We start from the raw sequence: 17,764 nt of genomic DNA on the forward strand, positions 1-17,764 counted from the left end.
AAGGGTAAAACAATGTCTGTAGCTCAGGTATTTGAACAACTCGAACAGAATTTCAACGCAGACGCAGCTCAAGGCCTGGACCTGGTATTCCAGTTCGACATCGAGGACGACAAGACCTACCACCTCGTTATTAATGACGGCACCTGCAAAATGCACGAAGGCGCCCATGACGATCCATCCGTTACCCTGATCATGAACTCCGAAACCCTGCAGGGCATCGTTTCAGGCGAGACCGACGGCATGCAGGCATTCATGGCAGGTCAACTGCGCGCCGAAGGCGATATGATGCTGGCAACCAAATTGGGCGAACTGTTCAAGATGGGCTGATTGCCCCCCGTCAAGCACAAAAAAGCCTGCGTCTCGACGCAGGCTTTTTTTATGCCCGAGAATCTATTGATTCCAGAACTGCACGGCTTCCCTCGCCTGCTCGTTTACCGGAACAGCAACCAGACCCGAAGAGGATAGCTTTACCTCGAAAACAGCCCCATCCCGCATTGGCATGAACGTCATGCTTCCGTCCACGGCCTCCACAAACGGCAAGTTGAATTGACGGTCCCACTGCCAGAGATCAGGCCAGATGCCTTCAGCGAGGCCTATGGAAGTCCTCGGAGCCGACCTCTCCTGCTCAAGCGACGTGTAACGCCCACTCAATTGCTCGAGCCGGTAACCGGGAGCGATATCAAGCCAACGGAAGGGGCCGGTAAAACGGAGAATCCTGGCGTCAATCTGCCATTGATCGCCCTGCAGCGTTCTCACCACAGACAACCCATCCTGACTCTGAAGGGAAACCTGCCAGATCTGTTCGGCCTGTCTCTGGGTGGAGATGCTTGCCGCGGTCTGCAAGCCTACCAGTGAATGATAGCTGCTCAGATTTACCGCAATCACGAGGACATATAAACCGGCCAGAATGACACCGAAAACCGCCGTTCCTTTAATCCAGGTGAGCAACCATCGGGGGTGCCTGAAAAACAGCAGGCCCGCTATAACCATCACAGCGCCGGCAGCGGCCAGTACAATGATAGCGAGCGTGTGGGACATGGAACTACAAACCTACATCGTCCAGCGACGATTCAGCCAGTTTCAGTAGATCTACGTTGCGGTCTTCGCTTTTGCCAATACTCTCGATGTAGTACTCCAGCGAAGTCAGAGCGTCCGCCAGCGCCTCGAGCACCTGGGCGGCTGGCGCTTCCTTCGCATCCAGCAAGCGCTCCTGGATTGAAGCCGCAACCCGCTCGAGAACCCCGGCGGCTCCAGGATCATTCACCATTTGCAGGCCACCCCAGATGCTGTGCAGGGTTGCAGGCAGATTGGCAAGATGCAGTTTGTCGTAGTCGGATTCGATAAAAGCGGTGATTGCACGCTTTGCCAGGGTCAATGCCCCACGGGCTTCGTCAGCCACGACATAGAGCGCCTCACGGAGGTAGACAGACTCCTCCCGCTTGCGTTCACCACCGGCCAACGCGTCGGTTTCCGACGTGATGCCGCGGGTCACGATCTGCATGACGGCGTCTTCGATTCCCAGGACGGAATCGGCGAGTCGATACAGTTCATCATCACCTGGCAAGCGAGATTCTGCTTCCCAACCCCGAAGCTTGCTCGCCTCTTCTCTTGAAACGCCCGCCAGCTTGTTCAGGTCAAGCATCACCAAAGTGTTGGCCAGTCGTTCGAGGGCATCGGCAATCGAAGACAGCTCCGCCAGATCCGGCTCGATACCGCGTTCAATGATGTCCAGCTTGTCCTTCAACTGGTTCAGTTCATCCTGCAGCGCTTCTGACAGGGATTTAAGGACATCACTGCCAGGACCGTACAACCTGCGCGCATGGGCTTCCAGCATAGAATCCGGAAAATCCGCCGGCGCGAGATGGTAAGCGGATAACACCTCGGTAACTTCAGGGTTAGCAGACCCGCTGCGGTACAGCAGATAGACCAGATCCCGAATCAGCGAATCCGGCGCGTCTTTACCCGTGGCAACCTTGCCCACGTACACCACTTCCCGGGCGTACTTCTCGATCCGCATGAACATGCGCTTGCGGGCCTTGTTAAAGACCATAGCGCGATCAAGCATGGTGTCCGCAACAATGCCGACAAGGCACCACATCTGCCCCATAGGTGCGCCCTGGCAAAGGCGGGCAAGTCCTCTCGAAGCGCGGCCAATCAATTTCTTGTTTACCACATCGTTCCGGTCGCGAAGAATTCCCAAAAGCGCAACCTGGAAGGTCAGGCGCATGCGACGCGCCATGACTTCGTAATCCGCCTCATTGCCTTCAAACGGCTGCAATGACAAACCGGCACAAAAATCCGGCCTCTCTTTGACATCGACATCAAAAAAACAGGATTCGGGATAGGGTTTTTCCCGGCGGGCCTCTCGGAGGTCATTGATCACGGGAAGCAACAGCTCGGGATGGTCTTCGCGCTGCTGATGATAGTACTCGACATAGCGCCGAAGAATGAACAGAGCGCTATTGAGGGTAGTAAGGAGGATGTTTTTGTCGTCATTAGCGCCAACGGGAACGTCGTTGGCCATAGTTACTGCTTCCTGGCACAGCAGGGTTCCGCCCCGCAGCTCCACCAGAATAAAAATGCCCCGCAACTGGTTGATGAAATCAACACAGTTCTGGAGATCCTCACCCCTTTCGCGGTTTTCCTGAAAGCGTTCAAGGCTGGATTCTGCCTGCTTGATGGTCTGCTCTATTTCACCTTTGACCAGATCAAACGACTGCGATTTCGTCGCGAGAGACGACTGAACCATAAACGCTTCCCGTTAATGTTGCGGAGACTACCGCATCCTCTTTGGTGGTCACTGGTCCGGCTGTCGCGTACCAGGCCTTTTTGTTCTGGGCCGGCTAACCCCTTTTCCGGCCAAAGCCAGTTCGCAAAAAACTGGCGAACTTATCATTACTTATAACATAAAACTCAAGTACCTCAAGAAAGGCGGAATGTAACATTTGGTACAGCCCGACCCAGTTCTCATTCCGGGCTCTGGAGTTTACCCCACACAGTTTCGCCCGCCTGTTTTTCGAGCAGGGACATGAACTCTTCGTGGGCTTCGGCCTCTGAACTGGAAGCACGAACCACCGACAGAGGCGCTCTGTCAGCAGGCAGCCTTCGAATTCCGCCGTTACCGCCGCCGTTCTCGGATCCGGCATCCAGTGACAGCGCGGTCTGGCCACCGGTAAGCAGGAGGTAAACATCGGCCAGGATCTCCGCATCCAGCAACGCGCCGTGGAGGTCACGGTTGCTGTTGTCCACACCGTAGCGCTTGCAGAGCGCATCAAGGTTGTTCTTCTGCCCCGGGTGACGGGCCCTTGCGATAGCGAGGGAGTCCACGATTCCGCAGTGGTCCGCGGTTTTCCGTACCGGCTTGAGACGGGCGAATTCCGAGTCCATGAAGCCGAGGTCGAACGCAGCGTTATGGATAACCAGCTCGGCGCCCTTGATGAACTCGAAGAACTCATCGGCGATTTCCGCGAAACGGGGTTTGTCGGCAAGAAACTCGTTGGTGATGCCGTGAACGGTGATCGCCTCAGCCTCTACTTCCCGGTCCGGGTTGATATAGACATGGTAGTTGCGGCCGGTGAGCTGGCGCTCCATCAATTCAACACAACCGATCTCGATGATCCGGTGACCTTCGGCCGGGTCGATACCCGTGGTTTCTGTATCCAGTACGATCTGTCTCATTGCCTGTACCTGGTTATCTGTATTTATGCGCTCTGAATCTATGCGCCGGAAAGCTCGTCGACGCCGCGATTGGCCAGTTCATCCGCCAGCTCATTGTCAGGAACACCAGAGTGCCCTTTTACCCAGTGCCAGTTAATCTGGTGCCGGGCCACTTCTGCATCCAGCTCGCGCCAGAGATCTTCGTTCTTCACGGGCTTTTTCGCGGAGGTCTTCCAGCCGTTCCGCTTCCAGCCTGCCATCCATTCCGTAATGCCTTTACGCACGTACTGCGAATCCGTAAACAGCTCCACCTCGCACGGGCGCTTCAGGGCCTCCAGACCACGGATGGCTGCCATTAATTCCATGCGGTTGTTCGTGGTATTCGTCTCCCCGCCGTGCAGGGTCTTTCGATTGTCGCCATAGCGCAAAACCACGCCCCAGCCGCCGGGCCCGGGGTTGCCTTTGCAGGCGCCATCCGTATAGAGGGTTACCTTGCCGGCCATTCAGCCTCCTGATTTAATTTTCGGTGATTCACTTCGGTCTGTTAATCGGCGAGCCACTGCGGCTGCAACCTCGGGAGGCGCCAACGGTACCGGTGCCCGGCAGGGCAATCACCTTGCTTTGGCGCCAGACGGGGCGCCTTGGCAACCGGGCGTGGACGCGTTTTTTGGCAAGGATACAGTAATAGGCGCCTACTGGCAGGAGTCGATTTCCGGACAAACGGTTGTCAATCCGGCTCGTCGGCTTGCGACCACTGCGCTGCAGTGGTGGCCTGAAAAACCGGGTAATCGACGCTTCGACATTAAAGCCCAGCAAGTGCAGCCAGTCTTCCATGCGTCCGCGCAAGAGGAAGCGACCGCCCCACGGGCCCTCGCTGCTCCTGGAGATCAGTTTGCGCGCGCCCCAGAGGCTCAGAGGGTTAAAACCAAACAGCGCCATCGTGCCCTCTCCCCGGAGCACGCGCGCCGCCTCGCGAATCACCTGGTGAGGGTAAGGAGAGAAATCGGCCGTGTGATGCAGCACAACAAGATCCATCGAGTCACCGGGAAAGGCCAGCTCGTCGGCATCGCAGATGGCGACTCCATCCGGAATATGGGGATACCATCTTGGCGCTGTCATGATCTTCTGGGAAAAATCCGTGCCGGTAGCCAATGGCAGCCGATGGCTGATCCCCACCTGCAACTGCCTGGCGCCTGTCAGACGCTGTAGCTCGGCGTCGACAAAGCGTCTCTGGTCGGCCAACAGTGCCCGACCAAGCGGGGTCTGGAACCAGCGCTCAAAGCTCTCATGTCTGGCGGAATAATCAACTGCCTCGGATTCACTCACCAATGCGCCACTCCAGGAAGCCCTTTCCCATGGTTGGGGCCTTGTATTTAATGCTCTATCATATCAGTCACATTCGATAAGCACATGTGGGGCCCTATGCTGACCATTTCCGCCATACCCGCCTTCAGTGACAACTATATCTGGTGCCTTTCCGACACCGCCAGCGACAAGGCGCTGATCGTGGACCCGGGCCAGGCCCAACCGGTCCTGGACCATCTGGCCGAGAACGGACTGACCCTGGATACCATTCTGGTGACCCACCATCATCCGGACCATGTCGGCGGTGTCAAAGAATTGCTCTCCCGTTTTCCGGATTGCAGGGTAACGGGCCCCGCGGATTCGCCCTACAAAGGCAGTACCAACCTGGTTCATCCCGGTGACGAGGTGATCTGGGAAGATATCACCTTCCAGGTCCTGGGCGTTCCCGGCCATACTCTCGATCATATTGCCTACTTCACCGACGTCGAGGTAAATGGTCGGCCGGTTCTCTTCTGTGGCGATACCCTTTTTGTCTGTGGATGCGGACGTCTGTTCGAGGGCTCACCGGAGCAGATGCGTCAGTCTCTTCAGACCCTCCGGGCGCTGCCTGGCAAGACCGCCGTTTACTGCGCCCACGAGTACACCCTCGCGAACCTGCGCTTTGCCCGCAGCTGGTTGCCGGAAGACGAAGGTCTCCGGACGTTCGAGCAGGAGTGTCAGGCCGCCCGCGATGCAGGAGAACCGACGGTTCCTTCAATCCTCGAGAACGAGAAACGGCTCAATCCGTTTCTGCGGTGGGATGATCCGGCGGTAGTGGACTCCGCCCGGGCCTATTGCTCAAGCCGCGGCCTGCCCGCCGATTCCGATAACGCTATTTTTGCGGCCATTCGCCACGGCAAGGATAATTTCTGACGCCTGGTGATACGCACTTAACAAATCCTCTCAGAGCCGTAACGAGAGGTTTCTTGACCCCTTTTTAATCGGTCCCATAGAATCATTTCAAAATTGTGACCGTAAATTGTTCAATATGCCGGAGTTTCAGATGCTGAATCCGGCCTCAACCTGAACCCGGATGCTGTTATGTCGGCCAGACGATTGTCGTTTTTGTTTTTCGCCGGAGCCCTCGCAAGTGGCTGCACCAGCCTGATCAGCCAGGGAGAGCAAAGCCCGCTGAACACACAGGAAGTCACGGTCGCCGCGGGCGATGAAGGGCTCAAGAAAGCTGTCGAGACCGGAGAAAACCGTGACGCTGCCCGCGACGAGCCGCTGGACGAAGCTATTGCTCCGGAATTGAAGGATGCTGCCAGGGATGCCCGGGAGAAGCTCGACAATCCGGTTCAGAAAACCGCTGAGGCGGAGGCAGTTGAGCAAGATCTGTGGGCAAGACTGCGCTCAGGATTTGTTCTGGATCACGATATCGACAATGAACGGGTTCGGGACCAGTTGAACTGGTATGCCCGACATCCCGGCTACATTGACCGGGTTGTGGAACGCGGCAGTCGCTACCTTCACTATATCGTCAACGAGACCGAAAAGCGGGGCTTGCCTGCCGAATATGCTCTGCTCCCCGTTGTTGAAAGCGCGTTCGATCCGTTTGCGTACTCCCATGGGCGCGCGGCCGGTCTCTGGCAATTCATTCCCTCCACGGGCAAATACTTTGGCCTGACACAGAGCTGGTGGCACGATGACCGTCGTGACGTCATCGCCGCAACCGACGCTGCCCTGACCTATCTCGAGCGCCTCGCAAACCGGTTTGATGGCGACCACACGCTCGCCCTTGCCGCCTACAACAGCGGCGGCGGCACGGTTTCCAGCGCCATGCGCCGCAACCGGAACGCCAACAAGCCGACAGACTTCTGGTCTCTTCACCTGCCCCGGGAGACCAGACACTACGTCCCCAAACTGATTGCTCTGGCGAAAATATTCGACAATCCCGAGGCCTATGGCATCGAACTGCCATCGCTGAAAGACGAACCCTACTTCGAAGTTGTTGATACCGGCTCCCAGCTCGACCTTGCCCAGGCGGCAGAACTGGCCGGAGTAGATGTCGACGAGATCTACCTCCTGAACCCCTCCTACAATCGCTGGGCAACTTCGCCGGATGGACCTCACCGGTTGCTCGTTCCGGTTGGGAATGCGGAGACGTTCCGTGCCGCCCTGGCTGAAATTCCAGCCAATCAACGGGTGTCCTGGCGCAACTACGAAGTCAAATCCGGAGACAGTCTCAATTCGATCTCCCGCAAGTTCTCCACAACGCCGTCAGTGCTGCAGCAGGTCAACAATCTGGACAGCGACCTGATACGAATTGGCCAGCGCCTGATGATTCCCTTTGCTTCCAAGGGCAGCGATGCTTACGCCCTGAGCGCCTCCCAGCGCCTTGAGCGCAAACAGGAGCGTAAGCGGGACGGTAACAAGGTTCGTTACACGGTGCGCAAGGGCGACACCTTCTGGGACATTGCCCGCGAGCACCGGGTGTCCGTACGTGAAGTTGCTGCCTGGAACGGTATGGCGCCGGGCGATCCGCTGATACCCGGCAAGGAACTGGTCATCTGGTCCAAAACCAGTCAGCCGACGGTTGTGGCAGCCAACAGTGGCCGTGGCAAGGCTATGGTTCGGAAAGTAGGCTACCGGGTGCGCAAAGGCGACTCCCTTGCCCGGATTGCCAGCAGGTTTTCCGTGAATGTGCGGGACATCGCAAGCTGGAACGATCTGAATACCGCCCGTTATCTGCAACCCGGGCAAAGTCTGGTACTCTACGTTGATATCCGAAACAGTCCCTGACGTGCGAGACTTATGACAAGAACACGGAAAGCCTCATCCCTTACGTCGTTTTTATCAGCCCTGGCACTTATTGCCACACCGCTTATCTCACCCTTTTCCGTCGCCGACGAGGCAATGCCAGCCCATGGCATTGCCATGCACGGGGACACCAAATACCCCGCCGGGTTCAGCCACTTCGATTACGTGAATCCGGAAGCCCCGAAAGGCGGCACCCTGAAAATGGCGGTTGTTGCCAACGGCTTCGACTCATTCAATCCTTTTGATATCCGGGGTGTTGCCGCCGCGGGCATCAGCAACTATCTGTATGACACACTCCTTGAGTCGTCTGACGATGAGCCCTTTTCGGCCTACGGCCTGATTGCCGAATCCCTGGAGACACCCGAAGACCGGAGCTATGTGGTTTTCAATATCCGTGAACAGGCGCGGTTCCACGATGGCGAAGCCATTACCGCTGAGGATGTGAAATTCTCCTTCGACACGCTTACTACCCAGGGGCACCCCTTCTTCCGGAACTACTACGCTGACGTCGAAACAGTCACGATAGAAAGCCCTCAGCGAGTACGTTTTGACTTCAAGGAAACCAGCAATCGGGAGCTGCCGCTGATCCTCGGCCAGATGCCCATTTTGCCCCAACACTACTGGGCCGATCGCGAATTTGGCAAGAATGGCCTCAACCCGCCGTTGGGCAGTGGCCCCTACCGGATTGGTGACTTCGAAGCAGGCCGGTCGATTACTTACGAACGGGTTGACGATTACTGGGCACAGGATCTTGGCGTCCGGAATGGCCGCTTCAACTTCGATCAGATCACCTACGACTACTACACCGATGACACCGTGGCGCTGGAGGCGTTCAAGGCCGGCAGTTTCGATTTCCGGTTGGAGTCTTCTGCCAAGAACTGGGCCACAGCCTACACCGGGGAGCGTTTCGAAAACGGCACGATCATCAAGGAAGCCATCGAGCATCACCGGCCTTCAGGCATGCAGGGTTTTGCCTTCAACACCCGCAGAAAGGTGTTTTCCGACCCGCTGGTTCGTGAAGCGCTGGCCTATGGTTTCGACTTCCAGTGGGCCAACAAGAACCTCTTCTTCGACCAGTACACCCGTACTGACAGCTACTTTGAAAACAGCGATCTCGCTTCCTCGGGTCTCCCCACCGGCCGTGAACTGGAAATACTCGAACCTTACCGGGATCAGTTGCCCGATGATGTGTTTACCGAGGAGTACCAGCCACCCACCACCGAAGGCCAGCAGGGCCTCCGCGAGAATCTGAGGACGGCTCTGGGTCTGCTCAAGTCCGCCGGGTATATCATCCGCGATGGCAAGATGGTACACGGCGAAACCGGCGAACCACTGGCGTTCGAAATCCTGCTGTTCCAGAAAAGCTTCGAGCGGGTGGTTCTGCCTTTCAAGAACAACCTCGGCCGTCTCGGTATCGATGTGACCGTACGCCTCGTGGACAGCAACCAGTACATCCAGCGCCTGCGGGAATTCGATTTCGATATGATCACCCAGGTGTTCGGCCAATCGGATTCCCCGGGCAATGAACAGCGGGAATACTGGCATTCATCCACCGTGGATGCCAAAGGCTCACGGAATTACATGGGCGTGAGCGATCCGGTGATCGACGAGCTTGTGAACATGGTCATTCAGGCGCCAAACCGAGAGGAACTGGTTTACCGGGTTCGCGCCTTGGACCGGGTTCTGCTGCACCACTATTATGTGATTCCTCACTGGCACCTGAGAAGCGACCGTGTCGCCTACTGGAACCATCTGCAACGTCCAGCCGAGACGCCGAAAAACGGCATTGATCTGGACAACTGGTGGGCGAAGCCCTGAGGAAAACGCCGCCAAATGGGCATCTACATACTCAGGCGTCTGGCGCTGATCATCCCCACGCTGATCGGAATCATGCTGCTCAACTTTGTCATTGTGCAGGCGGCCCCCGGTGGTCCCGTTGAGCAGCTTATCGCTGAGATGGAAGGCCACGGCGGCAGCGCGCTGGCCCGGGCTTCCGGTGGTGGAACAGGTGGCGAGGTAGCCGACTCTTCCGGCGACACGCGTGGTTCCCGCGGCATACCCGATGAGCTTCTGAAAGAAATCGAAGTCATGTATGGCTTCGACAAGCCTGCTCACGAACGCTTCTTCAAGATGCTTGGCGATTACGCCACGTTCAACTTCGGTGATTCCTTCTTCCGGGAAAAAAGCGTCATCGACCTGATAATCGATAAAATGCCCGTTTCGATCTCCCTGGGGCTGTGGTCGACGCTGATCATCTATTTTATTTCCATCCCCCTGGGCATCCGGAAAGCCGTTACAGACGGCTCCAGGTTCGATGTCTGGACCAGCTCAGCCATTGTGGTGGGCTACGCCATTCCGGGCTTCCTCTTCGCGATACTGCTCATCGTGTTGTTTGCCGGGGGCAGTTATTTCGACTGGTTTCCGCTCCGGGGCCTGACCTCTTCGAATTTCGACGAGCTTACCTGGTACCAGAAAATCGGGGATTACTTCTGGCACCTGGCGTTGCCCGTCACCGCAAATGTGATCGGCGGTTTTGCCACCCTGACCCTGCTTACCAAGAATTCCTTCCTGGATGAGATCGGAAAGCAGTACGTGGTAACCGCCCGCGCCAAGGGTCTGGACCAGAAAGAAGTGCTGTATGGCCACGTATTTCGCAATGCCATGCTGATCGTGATTGCCAGCCTGCCAGGCGTCCTTGTCGCTCTGTTCTTTACGGGCTCCCTGCTGATTGAAGTGATCTTCTCCCTCGACGGGCTCGGGCTGCTCGGTTTCGAGGCGGCCCTGAACCGCGACTATCCCGTGATCTTCGGCACCCTGTATATCTTCACCCTGATGGGCCTGATCCTGAAGCTGATCAGCGACATTACCTACGTCCTGGTCGATCCGCGGATCGATTTTGAAAGCCGGGAGGGTGCGTGAGTTTCCGGTCTCTGACTCCGATCCAACAGCGGCGCCTGCGGAACTTCCGGAAAAACCGCCGGGGTTTCTGGTCTTTGTGGATTTTTCTCGCCCTGTTCGGCCTGTCACTGGTCGCCGAGCTCATTGCCAACGACTCACCGCTGGTCGTGTCGTACAAAGGCGACCTCTACTTCCCGGTGGTCCAATCCGTGCCGGAAGAAACCTTTGGAGGTTTCCTGCCCACGGAAGCCGATTATCGCGATCCCTTTATCGCCGATGAGATAAGCGCCAACGGGTGGATGGTCTGGCCACCGATCCGGTTCAGCTACAACACCATCAATTACGATCTCGAGGTTCCGTCACCGGCGCCGCCGAGTGCAGAGAACTGGCTGGGGACCGACGATCAGGGCCGGGATGTTGCAGCCCGGGTGATCTATGGCTTCCGCATTTCGGTTCTGTTCGGCCTTACCCTGACCATCGCCAGTTGCATTGTCGGCGTAGTGGTCGGCGCCATCCAGGGCTTTTACGGCGGCAAAATTGATCTACTGGGCCAGCGCTTTATCGAGGTCTGGTCCGGCCTGCCGGTACTGTATCTGCTGATCATTCTCTCGAGCATTGTGCAGCCAAACTTCTGGTGGCTGCTGGGCATCATGCTGCTGTTCAGCTGGATGGGGCTGGTGGATGTGGTCCGTGCGGAATTCCTGCGTGCCCGTAACTTCGAATACGTCAAAGCTGCCCGTGCACTGGGTCTGGACAACCGCAAAATCATGTTCCGGCATATACTCCCCAATGCCATGGTAGCCACACTGACCTTCCTCCCGTTCATTCTGACGGGGGCAATTACCGGCCTGACCTCCCTGGATTTCCTGGGCTTTGGTCTGCCCTCCGGTTCACCCTCGTTGGGGGAACTGATTGCCCAGGGCAAGGCCAACCTGCATGCGCCCTGGCTGGGCATATCCGCCTTCGTATCGCTGTCGCTGATGCTCACCTTGCTGGTGTTCGTGGGTGAAGCCGTACGCGATGCCTTCGATCCGAGGAAGAGCTGATATGAGCCAGTTACTTCAGATTTCCGATCTTTCCATCTGTTTTGATCACGGGCTTCCAGCCGTCGAATCCCTGTCACTGGCAATCCGTGAAGGCGAGACCCTCGCACTGGTGGGCGAAAGCGGCTCCGGAAAATCCATTTCGGCACTGTCAATTCTTCGCCTCCTTGATGCGCGGCACACCAGCTACCCCAGCGGGCAGATCCGGTACCGCGATGAAGATCTTCTGCCCGCCACCGAGAAGCGCATGCGCCAGATCCGCGGCCGGGAGATAGGGATGATATTCCAGGAGCCCATGACATCCCTTAACCCGCTACATACCGTGGAAAAGCAGATTGGCGAAACCCTGGAACTGCACAAGGGAATGCGCGGGCCACAGGCAAAACAGCGCTGCCTGGAACTGCTACAACTCGTGGGGATACAGAACCCGGAAAGCAAGCTTGGCGCTTATCCCCACCAGTTGTCGGGGGGGCAAAAACAGCGGGTGATGATCGCCATGGCACTGGCCAATGAACCCGATCTCCTTATCGCGGACGAACCCACGACGGCATTGGATGTAACCGTCCAGAAACAGGTTCTCGAATTGCTCAGGGACCTTCAGAAGAAACTGGGTATGGCCATTCTTCTGATTACCCATGACCTGACCATCGTTCGCCGGTACGCCGACCGGGTGGCCGTCATGGAACATGGCAAACTCGTGGAAGAGGCCGATACCGATGCCCTGTTTGCCAGCCCACAACACCCCTATACACGAAAGCTTCTGGATGCCGAGCCCCCGGAGGCGCCCCTACCCCTCGATAAACGTGCAGAACCGTTGCTGGCTGTTGAGCGACTGGACGTGCGTTTCCCGATACGAAAGAGCCTTTTGGGCAAGGTGAAGGAATCCTTTCACGCTGTGCAGGGCGCCGATTTCCAGCTCAATCGCGGCGAAACGCTCGGAATCGTCGGGGAAAGTGGCAGCGGCAAAACCACCATCGGCCATGCGCTGCTGAAGCTTACCGCCAGTACCGGAAGTATCCGCCTCGCGGGCGAGGAGCTGGCGTTTCTTAACCAGAAGGATTTCAGGCCCTGGCGAAGGCGCGTGCAGATTGTCTTTCAGGATCCGTTTGGCAGCCTCAGTCCCAGAATGTCCATTGCCGAAATTGTCCGCGAAGGGCTGGAGATCCACGACGCGGAAAACGCAGCCGAACACGACAGCAAAGTGATTCGCGCGCTCACCGACGTTGGCCTTGATCCGGAGGCACGGCATCGTTATCCACACGAATTCTCTGGCGGCCAGCGCCAACGCATTGCCATCGCCCGGGCTCTGGTGCTGCAGCCCGACCTGATCATTCTGGACGAACCCACATCCGCCCTGGACCGCACCGTGCAGAAGCAGGTCATTGAACTGTTGAGGGCTATCCAGACCCGTTATGGTCTAAGCTATATCTTTATCAGCCATGACCTGGCTGTGGTGCGCGCCCTGAGCCATAAGCTGCTGGTGCTGCAGCATGGCCGGATCGTGGAATATGGTGACGCGGCCAGGATTTTCGATGCACCGCAGGCGGAGTACACCCGTGAACTGCTGAACGCCGCGTTCTTTTACCAGAAACCAACTACGACTATTTGAGCGTTACCCCGACCAGAGCACTCAGGGATAATGCTCGCAAATCAGGAACACAGGGAGAACGACCCATGGGAATCCTCAGTGGCAAGAAAGCACTGATCGTTGGCGTAGCCAGCAAACTGTCCATTGCTTACGGTATCGCCGAGGCCTTCGCCCGCGAGGGTGCCGAACTGGCGTTTACCTACCAGAATGAAAAACTTCAGCCACGGGTTGAGAAGTTCGCCGAACAGTGGGGAAGCAAGCTGACTTTCCCCTGCGATGTCGCAAGCGACGAAGAAATTGAAAACGTCTTCAAAGAGCTGGGCAAGCACTGGGACAACATCGACATCATTGTGCATGCTGTCGGCTATGCGCCTGGACACGAGCTGGACGGCAACTACGTCGACGTGACCACCCGTGATGGCTTCCGCATTGCCCACGATATCAGCTCCTACAGCTTTGTCGCGCTGGCCAAGGGTGCCCGCGGCATGATGCATGAAGGCAGCTCGCTGATTACCCTGAGCTACCTGGGCGCTGAGAAGGTTCTGCAGAACTACAATGTGATGGGCTTGGCCAAGGCTTCCCTGGAAGCCAATGTTCGCTACATGGCCGCCAGCCTGGGCCGGGACGGCATTCGTGTGAATGGCATTTCCGCGGGTCCGATCAAGACCCTGGCCGCCTCTGGCATCAAGAGCTTCCGTAAGATGCTGGCCGAAAATGCCAGGCGTGCGCCGCTGCGGCGAAACGTCACCATCGACGAAGTGGGTAATGCTGCTGCATTCCTCGGCTCTGATATGTCCTCCGGTATTACCGGCGAGATCATGTACGTGGACGGCGGCTTCAACATTACCGGAATGGGTGAACTTGAAGAGTAAGTCTCACCCTCCCCGAACGTAAAAGAGCCGGCGTTATGCCGGCTCTTTTCGTTGGATTGCACGGACAAGAGTCAATCCTGGGCCATCGCCGAGGCCACGGCCTCCACCCACTCGACGTATGCGGTTTCGTCAGACTCAATGATTCGCGCCCCCACCAGAAAGCTCGACTCGTTGGGTCGACACCAGACCACTTCGACCATCAGACCGAAAGGCTGGGCATGGTTACCAAGAAATACGCTCGCCGGCAGCAGGGCCCCCAGGGAAAGGGGTTCGTCAGCTGTCAGGCAAAGGCCACTGGCCGAAATATCACGAATACCGCAGACAAGGTCCCGCTCCTCGGCTCCGGTTTCTTCCGGCAAGCCGGACTCAAGCTCGAGTATTGCCCTGGCTCGCGCCGTAAGACGGTAATCTGCCCGATTGTCCTGATCAACGGGCGGCTCATTCCGGGTTCCAAAGCTATAGTCATTATCTGTCATTATTGTTTTTCCTGCTTCGGCAATATCAGTTGCGGCCAACGCGAATCCGCCCGACTACCCTGCTAAGGGTGTCGTCGAATTCCGCGGAGGTTCCCAGAACCCGGATCCGTCCTTCGACAATCCTTTCAACCAGGGCGTCCTCGAGAAATTCACGCCTGTTCAGGCCCAGACGGTCCACAAACACGAGCTTTCTCGACGCATTGATGCGCACGGCCAGTTTCAGACGGGCAGGTTCATCAGACGTTTCATCGGGTTCAACGACAATCCAGCCACCAAGCTTGATAGCATCCACCTGTTTCTCGGCCAGCAGCGTCCTTTCCTTCCGGATCCGTTCCTTTTCAGCCTGTTCATCGGCGAGTCGTTGCTCTTCATCGGCTTGCCGCTGGCGCTCAAGCTCGGCTTCACGTTCCGCTTCCTCCGCCCTTCGCCGTTCTTCCGCGACTTCTTTTTCCCGCCTCAATTCCTCTGCGCGCAGCCTGGCAGCTTCCGCCGCCTGCTCCCTCTGCCGACGCTGCTTCTCGCAGACACGGGCAAGCAGTTCCACGGTTTCTGCCAGCACCGTTCCGAACGGCGTGAGCTGCGGCAATGGCCGGATCTGCTCCTGCTCAAGGGCCCTCTGAAACTCGCCCCAGGTCTGCAGCCCCAGTTTCACGCCGGCGCCGTTCGTCCAGAGGATTTCTGCCGATTCCGGCAAGAACGCATAGAAGTAACGGCGCTGCTCTCCGACACCCTCGCCCTCGACAAACCATTGCCCCTCATACGGTTCAAAAGCTTCTGCCGCGGGCACTTCGAAGCTGAGCCAGGTGCTGTCCCAGTGGAAGCTCCCCGCCGCCGGCAGAGCCTCCACAAGATCCGGCGCCTCCCCTCTCAGCCTGGAAACCATAGCGGATTCGATCCCGGACAGGGACTCCGCAGGCAGTGATTCATTAAAAACCCGTTTCCAGACATCAAGGATCCGATCACCGATCTGTTCGCCCACGTGATAGAGCCGATTACGGTCCTTGTCGGAAAGCGACGGATCACCAATCCAGACCAGCCATTCCAGCAACTTGCTGCCATGTCGCAGGTTCTCTCCGTCGAGACCGGAATCCCAGATCGACTGTTTCAGCAGACCCTGCCAGTGATCAAGTATAAAGCGGACGATCGGAAGCGGCAGCTTGCGCCCCTGGAGAGCCCGACCGATTAATGCCCGGGAAGACTGCTCTGCCTTGCGCTGCTTTGCAGCGCCCTGCTCGGTTTCCAGCAGCCGTTGGCGGAGCTTTCCAACCTGGGCATTCCTCTTCCCGGCGTCTTCCTGCCAGCGATGACAGAATTCGTTAACCGGCTCCGTCTTGCCGGATTCAAAACTCGCGGAAACGGCGATAACCAGCGAATCCAGCTGATCCATCAGAACCTTGGCGGAACGGCCTCCGGAATCACTCCAGCCGCGCCACTCCTGAAGGCTGTCCAGCCACTCCAGTAGCGCCTTGCTGAAGGCTTTCTTGCCCTCCAGATTCATGCGCCAGGCAAGATAGAAGCGCAGCCTTGCCACCCGGCGGGCGAGGCTCGGATGCAGGCCGCTCGTCTTCAGGAACACGTCCATGATGCGGTCAGCCACATAGGCGGCGTTCACCTGTCGGGCTGACCACTCCAGATGAACAGATCGGATAACATGGGTAACCCGTTCGTCACGCTGTTCGGACCAGCAGGAAACCAGCAGTGGGCGCCAGTCGCTGACGGCGTCTGGTTCGAGCTTGCCAGCCGGGTATGGAAGGTCAGGAACACGAATGCCGGCCAGGACATCGTCAATCTTGCCTGAAACCGCTGCAACGGAAGGCACATCCTTCGGTCTCTGCCTGTTTTGCGACATCCGTTCCCCGTACTTAAGAAGCGTTGAAAAGGCCCTGTAAATAACGCAGTATAACCAACTCGCCGGGGTTTACCGCAACCGTGCACCGGCGCTATTCGCGTTAATCTGCAGCCCTGTTGGCATATTCTATCGTCCACCAGGGCTGCAACGATCAGAATCGGGGAAGCAGAACAACATGTCGGGCAACAAACTAGAGAATCTGAATGTGGCGAGCCAGGAAGCACTGATCACTCCTGAAGCGCTGAAGAAGGAGATGCCGCTCTCCGACAAGGCCGCAGAAACCGTCTCAAAGGGCCGCCAGGCGATCTATGACATCATGGATGGCAAGGACCACCGGCTATTCGTCGTGGTGGGCCCCTGCTCCATTCACGATGTTGAAGCTGCGAGAGATTACGCCGCGCGCCTGAAGAAGCTTGCCGATGAAGTCAGCGACACGCTGCTGATCGTTATGCGTGTCTATTTCGAGAAGCCTCGCACAACAGTTGGCTGGAAAGGCCTCATCAACGATCCGCACCTGAACGACACCTTTGATATTGAGCAGGGCCTTCACATCGGTCGTCGTCTGCTGCTGGATATCAACGAGCTTGGCCTGCCCGCAGCCACCGAAGCGCTGGATCCGATCTCCCCGCAGTACCTGCAGGACACCATTGCCTGGTCCGCCATCGGCGCCCGTACTACCGAGTCGCAGACTCACCGCGAGATGAGCAGCGGCCTGTCCATGGCGATCGGTTTCAAGAACGGAACCGACGGCAGCCTGGACGTTGCGGTGAACGCCATGAAATCCGTGTCTCACCCCCACAGCTTCCTGGGCATCGACCAGCAGGGACAGGTGGCGATTATCCGCACCAAAGGCAATAACTACGGCCACGTTGTTCTTCGTGGCGGCGGTGGCAAACCCAACTACGATTCCGTGAGCGTCGCCCTGTGCGAACAGGCGCTGGATAAAGCAGGCTTGCGCAAGTCGATGATGATTGACTGCAGCCATGCCAACTCCAGCAAGGACCCGGCCATTCAGCCGCTGGTCATGCAGGATGTGACCCACCAGATCCTGGAAGGCAATACCTCGATCCAGAGCCTGATGGTGGAGAGCAACATCAACTGGGGTAACCAGTCCATTCCCGAGAATCTGGCAGATCTCAAGTACGGCGTATCGGTGACCGATGCCTGTATCGACTGGCCAACCACCGAAAAGGCCATTCGGGATATGCGCGATAAGTTGAAGGATGTCTTGCCCAAGCGCAAGATCGGCTGATCAAAGCATGATATAAAACGGGGAG

At 57.4% G+C, this 17,764-nt stretch carries 16 protein-coding genes; 9 read left to right on the top strand and 7 right to left on the bottom strand.

Features of this window, described 5'->3' with window-relative positions; genetic code table 11:
* Positions 1-12 precede the first annotated feature (12 nt).
* Complete coding sequence (locus tag ACP86_RS21390; RefSeq protein ID WP_008171697.1) at positions 13-327, top strand: SCP2 sterol-binding domain-containing protein; 315 nt, start codon at positions 13-15, stop codon at positions 325-327.
* 63 nt (positions 328-390) lie between these two features.
* Here the strand turns inward: ACP86_RS21390 and ACP86_RS21395 are convergent, their stop codons facing one another.
* The 5 genes from ACP86_RS21395 to ACP86_RS21415 all read right to left on the bottom strand — a co-directional run bounded on the left by ACP86_RS21395 (position 391) and on the right by ACP86_RS21415 (position 4,983).
* Positions 391-1,038 (bottom strand): hypothetical protein, encoded by a 648-nt coding sequence (locus ACP86_RS21395; protein ID WP_008171698.1) that lies wholly within the window; start codon positions 1,036-1,038, stop codon positions 391-393.
* A gap of 4 nt (positions 1,039-1,042) precedes the next feature.
* Positions 1,043-2,749 (bottom strand): hypothetical protein, encoded by a 1,707-nt coding sequence (locus tag ACP86_RS21400; RefSeq protein ID WP_053115360.1) that lies wholly within the window; start codon positions 2,747-2,749, stop codon positions 1,043-1,045.
* 218 nt (positions 2,750-2,967) lie between these two features.
* Positions 2,968-3,678 (bottom strand): DNA polymerase III subunit epsilon, encoded by a 711-nt coding sequence (dnaQ, locus tag ACP86_RS21405; protein ID WP_053115361.1) that lies wholly within the window; start codon positions 3,676-3,678, stop codon positions 2,968-2,970.
* A 38-nt stretch (positions 3,679-3,716) separates the two neighbouring features.
* A complete protein-coding gene (gene rnhA / locus ACP86_RS21410; protein ID WP_053115362.1) occupies positions 3,717-4,160 on the bottom strand; it encodes a ribonuclease HI in 444 nt (147 codons plus the stop codon).
* Positions 4,161-4,188: 28 nt separating this feature from the next.
* Positions 4,189-4,983: a class I SAM-dependent methyltransferase gene (locus ACP86_RS21415; protein ID WP_014577168.1), complete on the bottom strand. Its 795-nt coding sequence runs from the start codon at positions 4,981-4,983 to the stop codon at positions 4,189-4,191.
* 96 nt (positions 4,984-5,079) lie between these two features.
* Here ACP86_RS21415 and gloB point away from each other — a divergent pair, with 96 nt between their 5' ends.
* From gloB to ACP86_RS21450, 7 genes are all read left to right on the top strand, one after another.
* On the top strand, positions 5,080-5,874 hold the full coding sequence (gloB, locus tag ACP86_RS21420; protein ID WP_008171709.1) for a hydroxyacylglutathione hydrolase: 795 nt from the start codon (positions 5,080-5,082) through the stop codon (positions 5,872-5,874).
* Positions 5,875-6,042: 168 nt separating this feature from the next.
* Positions 6,043-7,743 (top strand): LysM peptidoglycan-binding domain-containing protein, encoded by a 1,701-nt coding sequence (locus tag ACP86_RS21425; RefSeq protein ID WP_008171711.1) that lies wholly within the window; start codon positions 6,043-6,045, stop codon positions 7,741-7,743.
* A gap of 12 nt (positions 7,744-7,755) precedes the next feature.
* On the top strand, positions 7,756-9,579 hold the full coding sequence (locus ACP86_RS21430) for an extracellular solute-binding protein (protein ID WP_039881892.1): 1,824 nt from the start codon (positions 7,756-7,758) through the stop codon (positions 9,577-9,579).
* A gap of 15 nt (positions 9,580-9,594) precedes the next feature.
* Entirely contained in the window at positions 9,595-10,680 is a 1,086-nt protein-coding gene (locus ACP86_RS21435; protein WP_008171714.1) for a microcin C ABC transporter permease YejB, read from the top strand.
* Positions 10,677-11,705 (top strand): ABC transporter permease, encoded by a 1,029-nt coding sequence (locus tag ACP86_RS21440; protein WP_008171717.1) that lies wholly within the window; start codon positions 10,677-10,679, stop codon positions 11,703-11,705. The genes ACP86_RS21435 and ACP86_RS21440 overlap by 4 nt, the downstream gene beginning before the upstream one ends.
* Before the next feature lies 1 nt (position 11,706).
* Complete coding sequence (locus ACP86_RS21445; protein ID WP_008171718.1) at positions 11,707-13,311, top strand: ABC transporter ATP-binding protein; 1,605 nt, start codon at positions 11,707-11,709, stop codon at positions 13,309-13,311.
* A 65-nt stretch (positions 13,312-13,376) separates the two neighbouring features.
* Positions 13,377-14,162 carry an enoyl-ACP reductase gene (locus ACP86_RS21450; protein WP_008171720.1) on the top strand — a complete coding sequence of 262 codons (786 nt, stop codon included), beginning with the start codon at positions 13,377-13,379 and terminating at the stop codon, positions 14,160-14,162.
* Positions 14,163-14,233: 71 nt separating this feature from the next.
* Here ACP86_RS21450 and ACP86_RS21455 read toward each other — a convergent pair whose 3' ends face one another.
* Both ACP86_RS21455 and ACP86_RS21460 read right to left on the bottom strand, forming a co-directional pair.
* Positions 14,234-14,638: a PilZ domain-containing protein gene (locus ACP86_RS21455; RefSeq protein WP_008171722.1), complete on the bottom strand. Its 405-nt coding sequence runs from the start codon at positions 14,636-14,638 to the stop codon at positions 14,234-14,236.
* A 25-nt stretch (positions 14,639-14,663) separates the two neighbouring features.
* Positions 14,664-16,487: a DUF1631 family protein gene (locus ACP86_RS21460; protein WP_053115363.1), complete on the bottom strand. Its 1,824-nt coding sequence runs from the start codon at positions 16,485-16,487 to the stop codon at positions 14,664-14,666.
* 175 nt (positions 16,488-16,662) lie between these two features.
* Between ACP86_RS21460 and ACP86_RS21465 the strand changes: the two genes are divergently transcribed.
* On the top strand, positions 16,663-17,739 hold the full coding sequence (locus ACP86_RS21465; RefSeq protein WP_008171726.1) for a 3-deoxy-7-phosphoheptulonate synthase: 1,077 nt from the start codon (positions 16,663-16,665) through the stop codon (positions 17,737-17,739).
* The last annotated feature ends 25 nt before the right edge of the window (positions 17,740-17,764 follow it).

Source organism: Marinobacter sp. CP1, assembly GCF_001266795.1.
GTDB lineage: Bacteria > Pseudomonadota > Gammaproteobacteria > Pseudomonadales > Oleiphilaceae > Marinobacter > Marinobacter flavimaris.

Coding starts and splice junctions, on each gene's coding strand:
- ACP86_RS21390 (WP_008171697.1), top strand. CDS start 13: ATGTCTGTAGCTCAGGTATTTGAACAACTCGAACAGAATTTCAACGCA.
- ACP86_RS21395 (WP_008171698.1), bottom strand. CDS start 1,038: ATGTCCCACACGCTCGCTATCATTGTACTGGCCGCTGCCGGCGCTGTG.
- ACP86_RS21400 (WP_053115360.1), bottom strand. CDS start 2,749: ATGGTTCAGTCGTCTCTCGCGACGAAATCGCAGTCGTTTGATCTGGTC.
- dnaQ (WP_053115361.1), bottom strand. CDS start 3,678: ATGAGACAGATCGTACTGGATACAGAAACCACGGGTATCGACCCGGCC.
- rnhA (WP_053115362.1), bottom strand. CDS start 4,160: ATGGCCGGCAAGGTAACCCTCTATACGGATGGCGCCTGCAAAGGCAAC.
- gloB (WP_008171709.1), top strand. CDS start 5,080: ATGCTGACCATTTCCGCCATACCCGCCTTCAGTGACAACTATATCTGG.
- ACP86_RS21425 (WP_008171711.1), top strand. CDS start 6,043: ATGTCGGCCAGACGATTGTCGTTTTTGTTTTTCGCCGGAGCCCTCGCA.
- ACP86_RS21430 (WP_039881892.1), top strand. CDS start 7,756: ATGACAAGAACACGGAAAGCCTCATCCCTTACGTCGTTTTTATCAGCC.
- ACP86_RS21435 (WP_008171714.1), top strand. CDS start 9,595: ATGGGCATCTACATACTCAGGCGTCTGGCGCTGATCATCCCCACGCTG.
- ACP86_RS21445 (WP_008171718.1), top strand. CDS start 11,707: ATGAGCCAGTTACTTCAGATTTCCGATCTTTCCATCTGTTTTGATCAC.
- ACP86_RS21450 (WP_008171720.1), top strand. CDS start 13,377: ATGGGAATCCTCAGTGGCAAGAAAGCACTGATCGTTGGCGTAGCCAGC.
- ACP86_RS21455 (WP_008171722.1), bottom strand. CDS start 14,638: ATGACAGATAATGACTATAGCTTTGGAACCCGGAATGAGCCGCCCGTT.
- ACP86_RS21460 (WP_053115363.1), bottom strand. CDS start 16,487: ATGTCGCAAAACAGGCAGAGACCGAAGGATGTGCCTTCCGTTGCAGCG.
- ACP86_RS21465 (WP_008171726.1), top strand. CDS start 16,663: ATGTCGGGCAACAAACTAGAGAATCTGAATGTGGCGAGCCAGGAAGCA.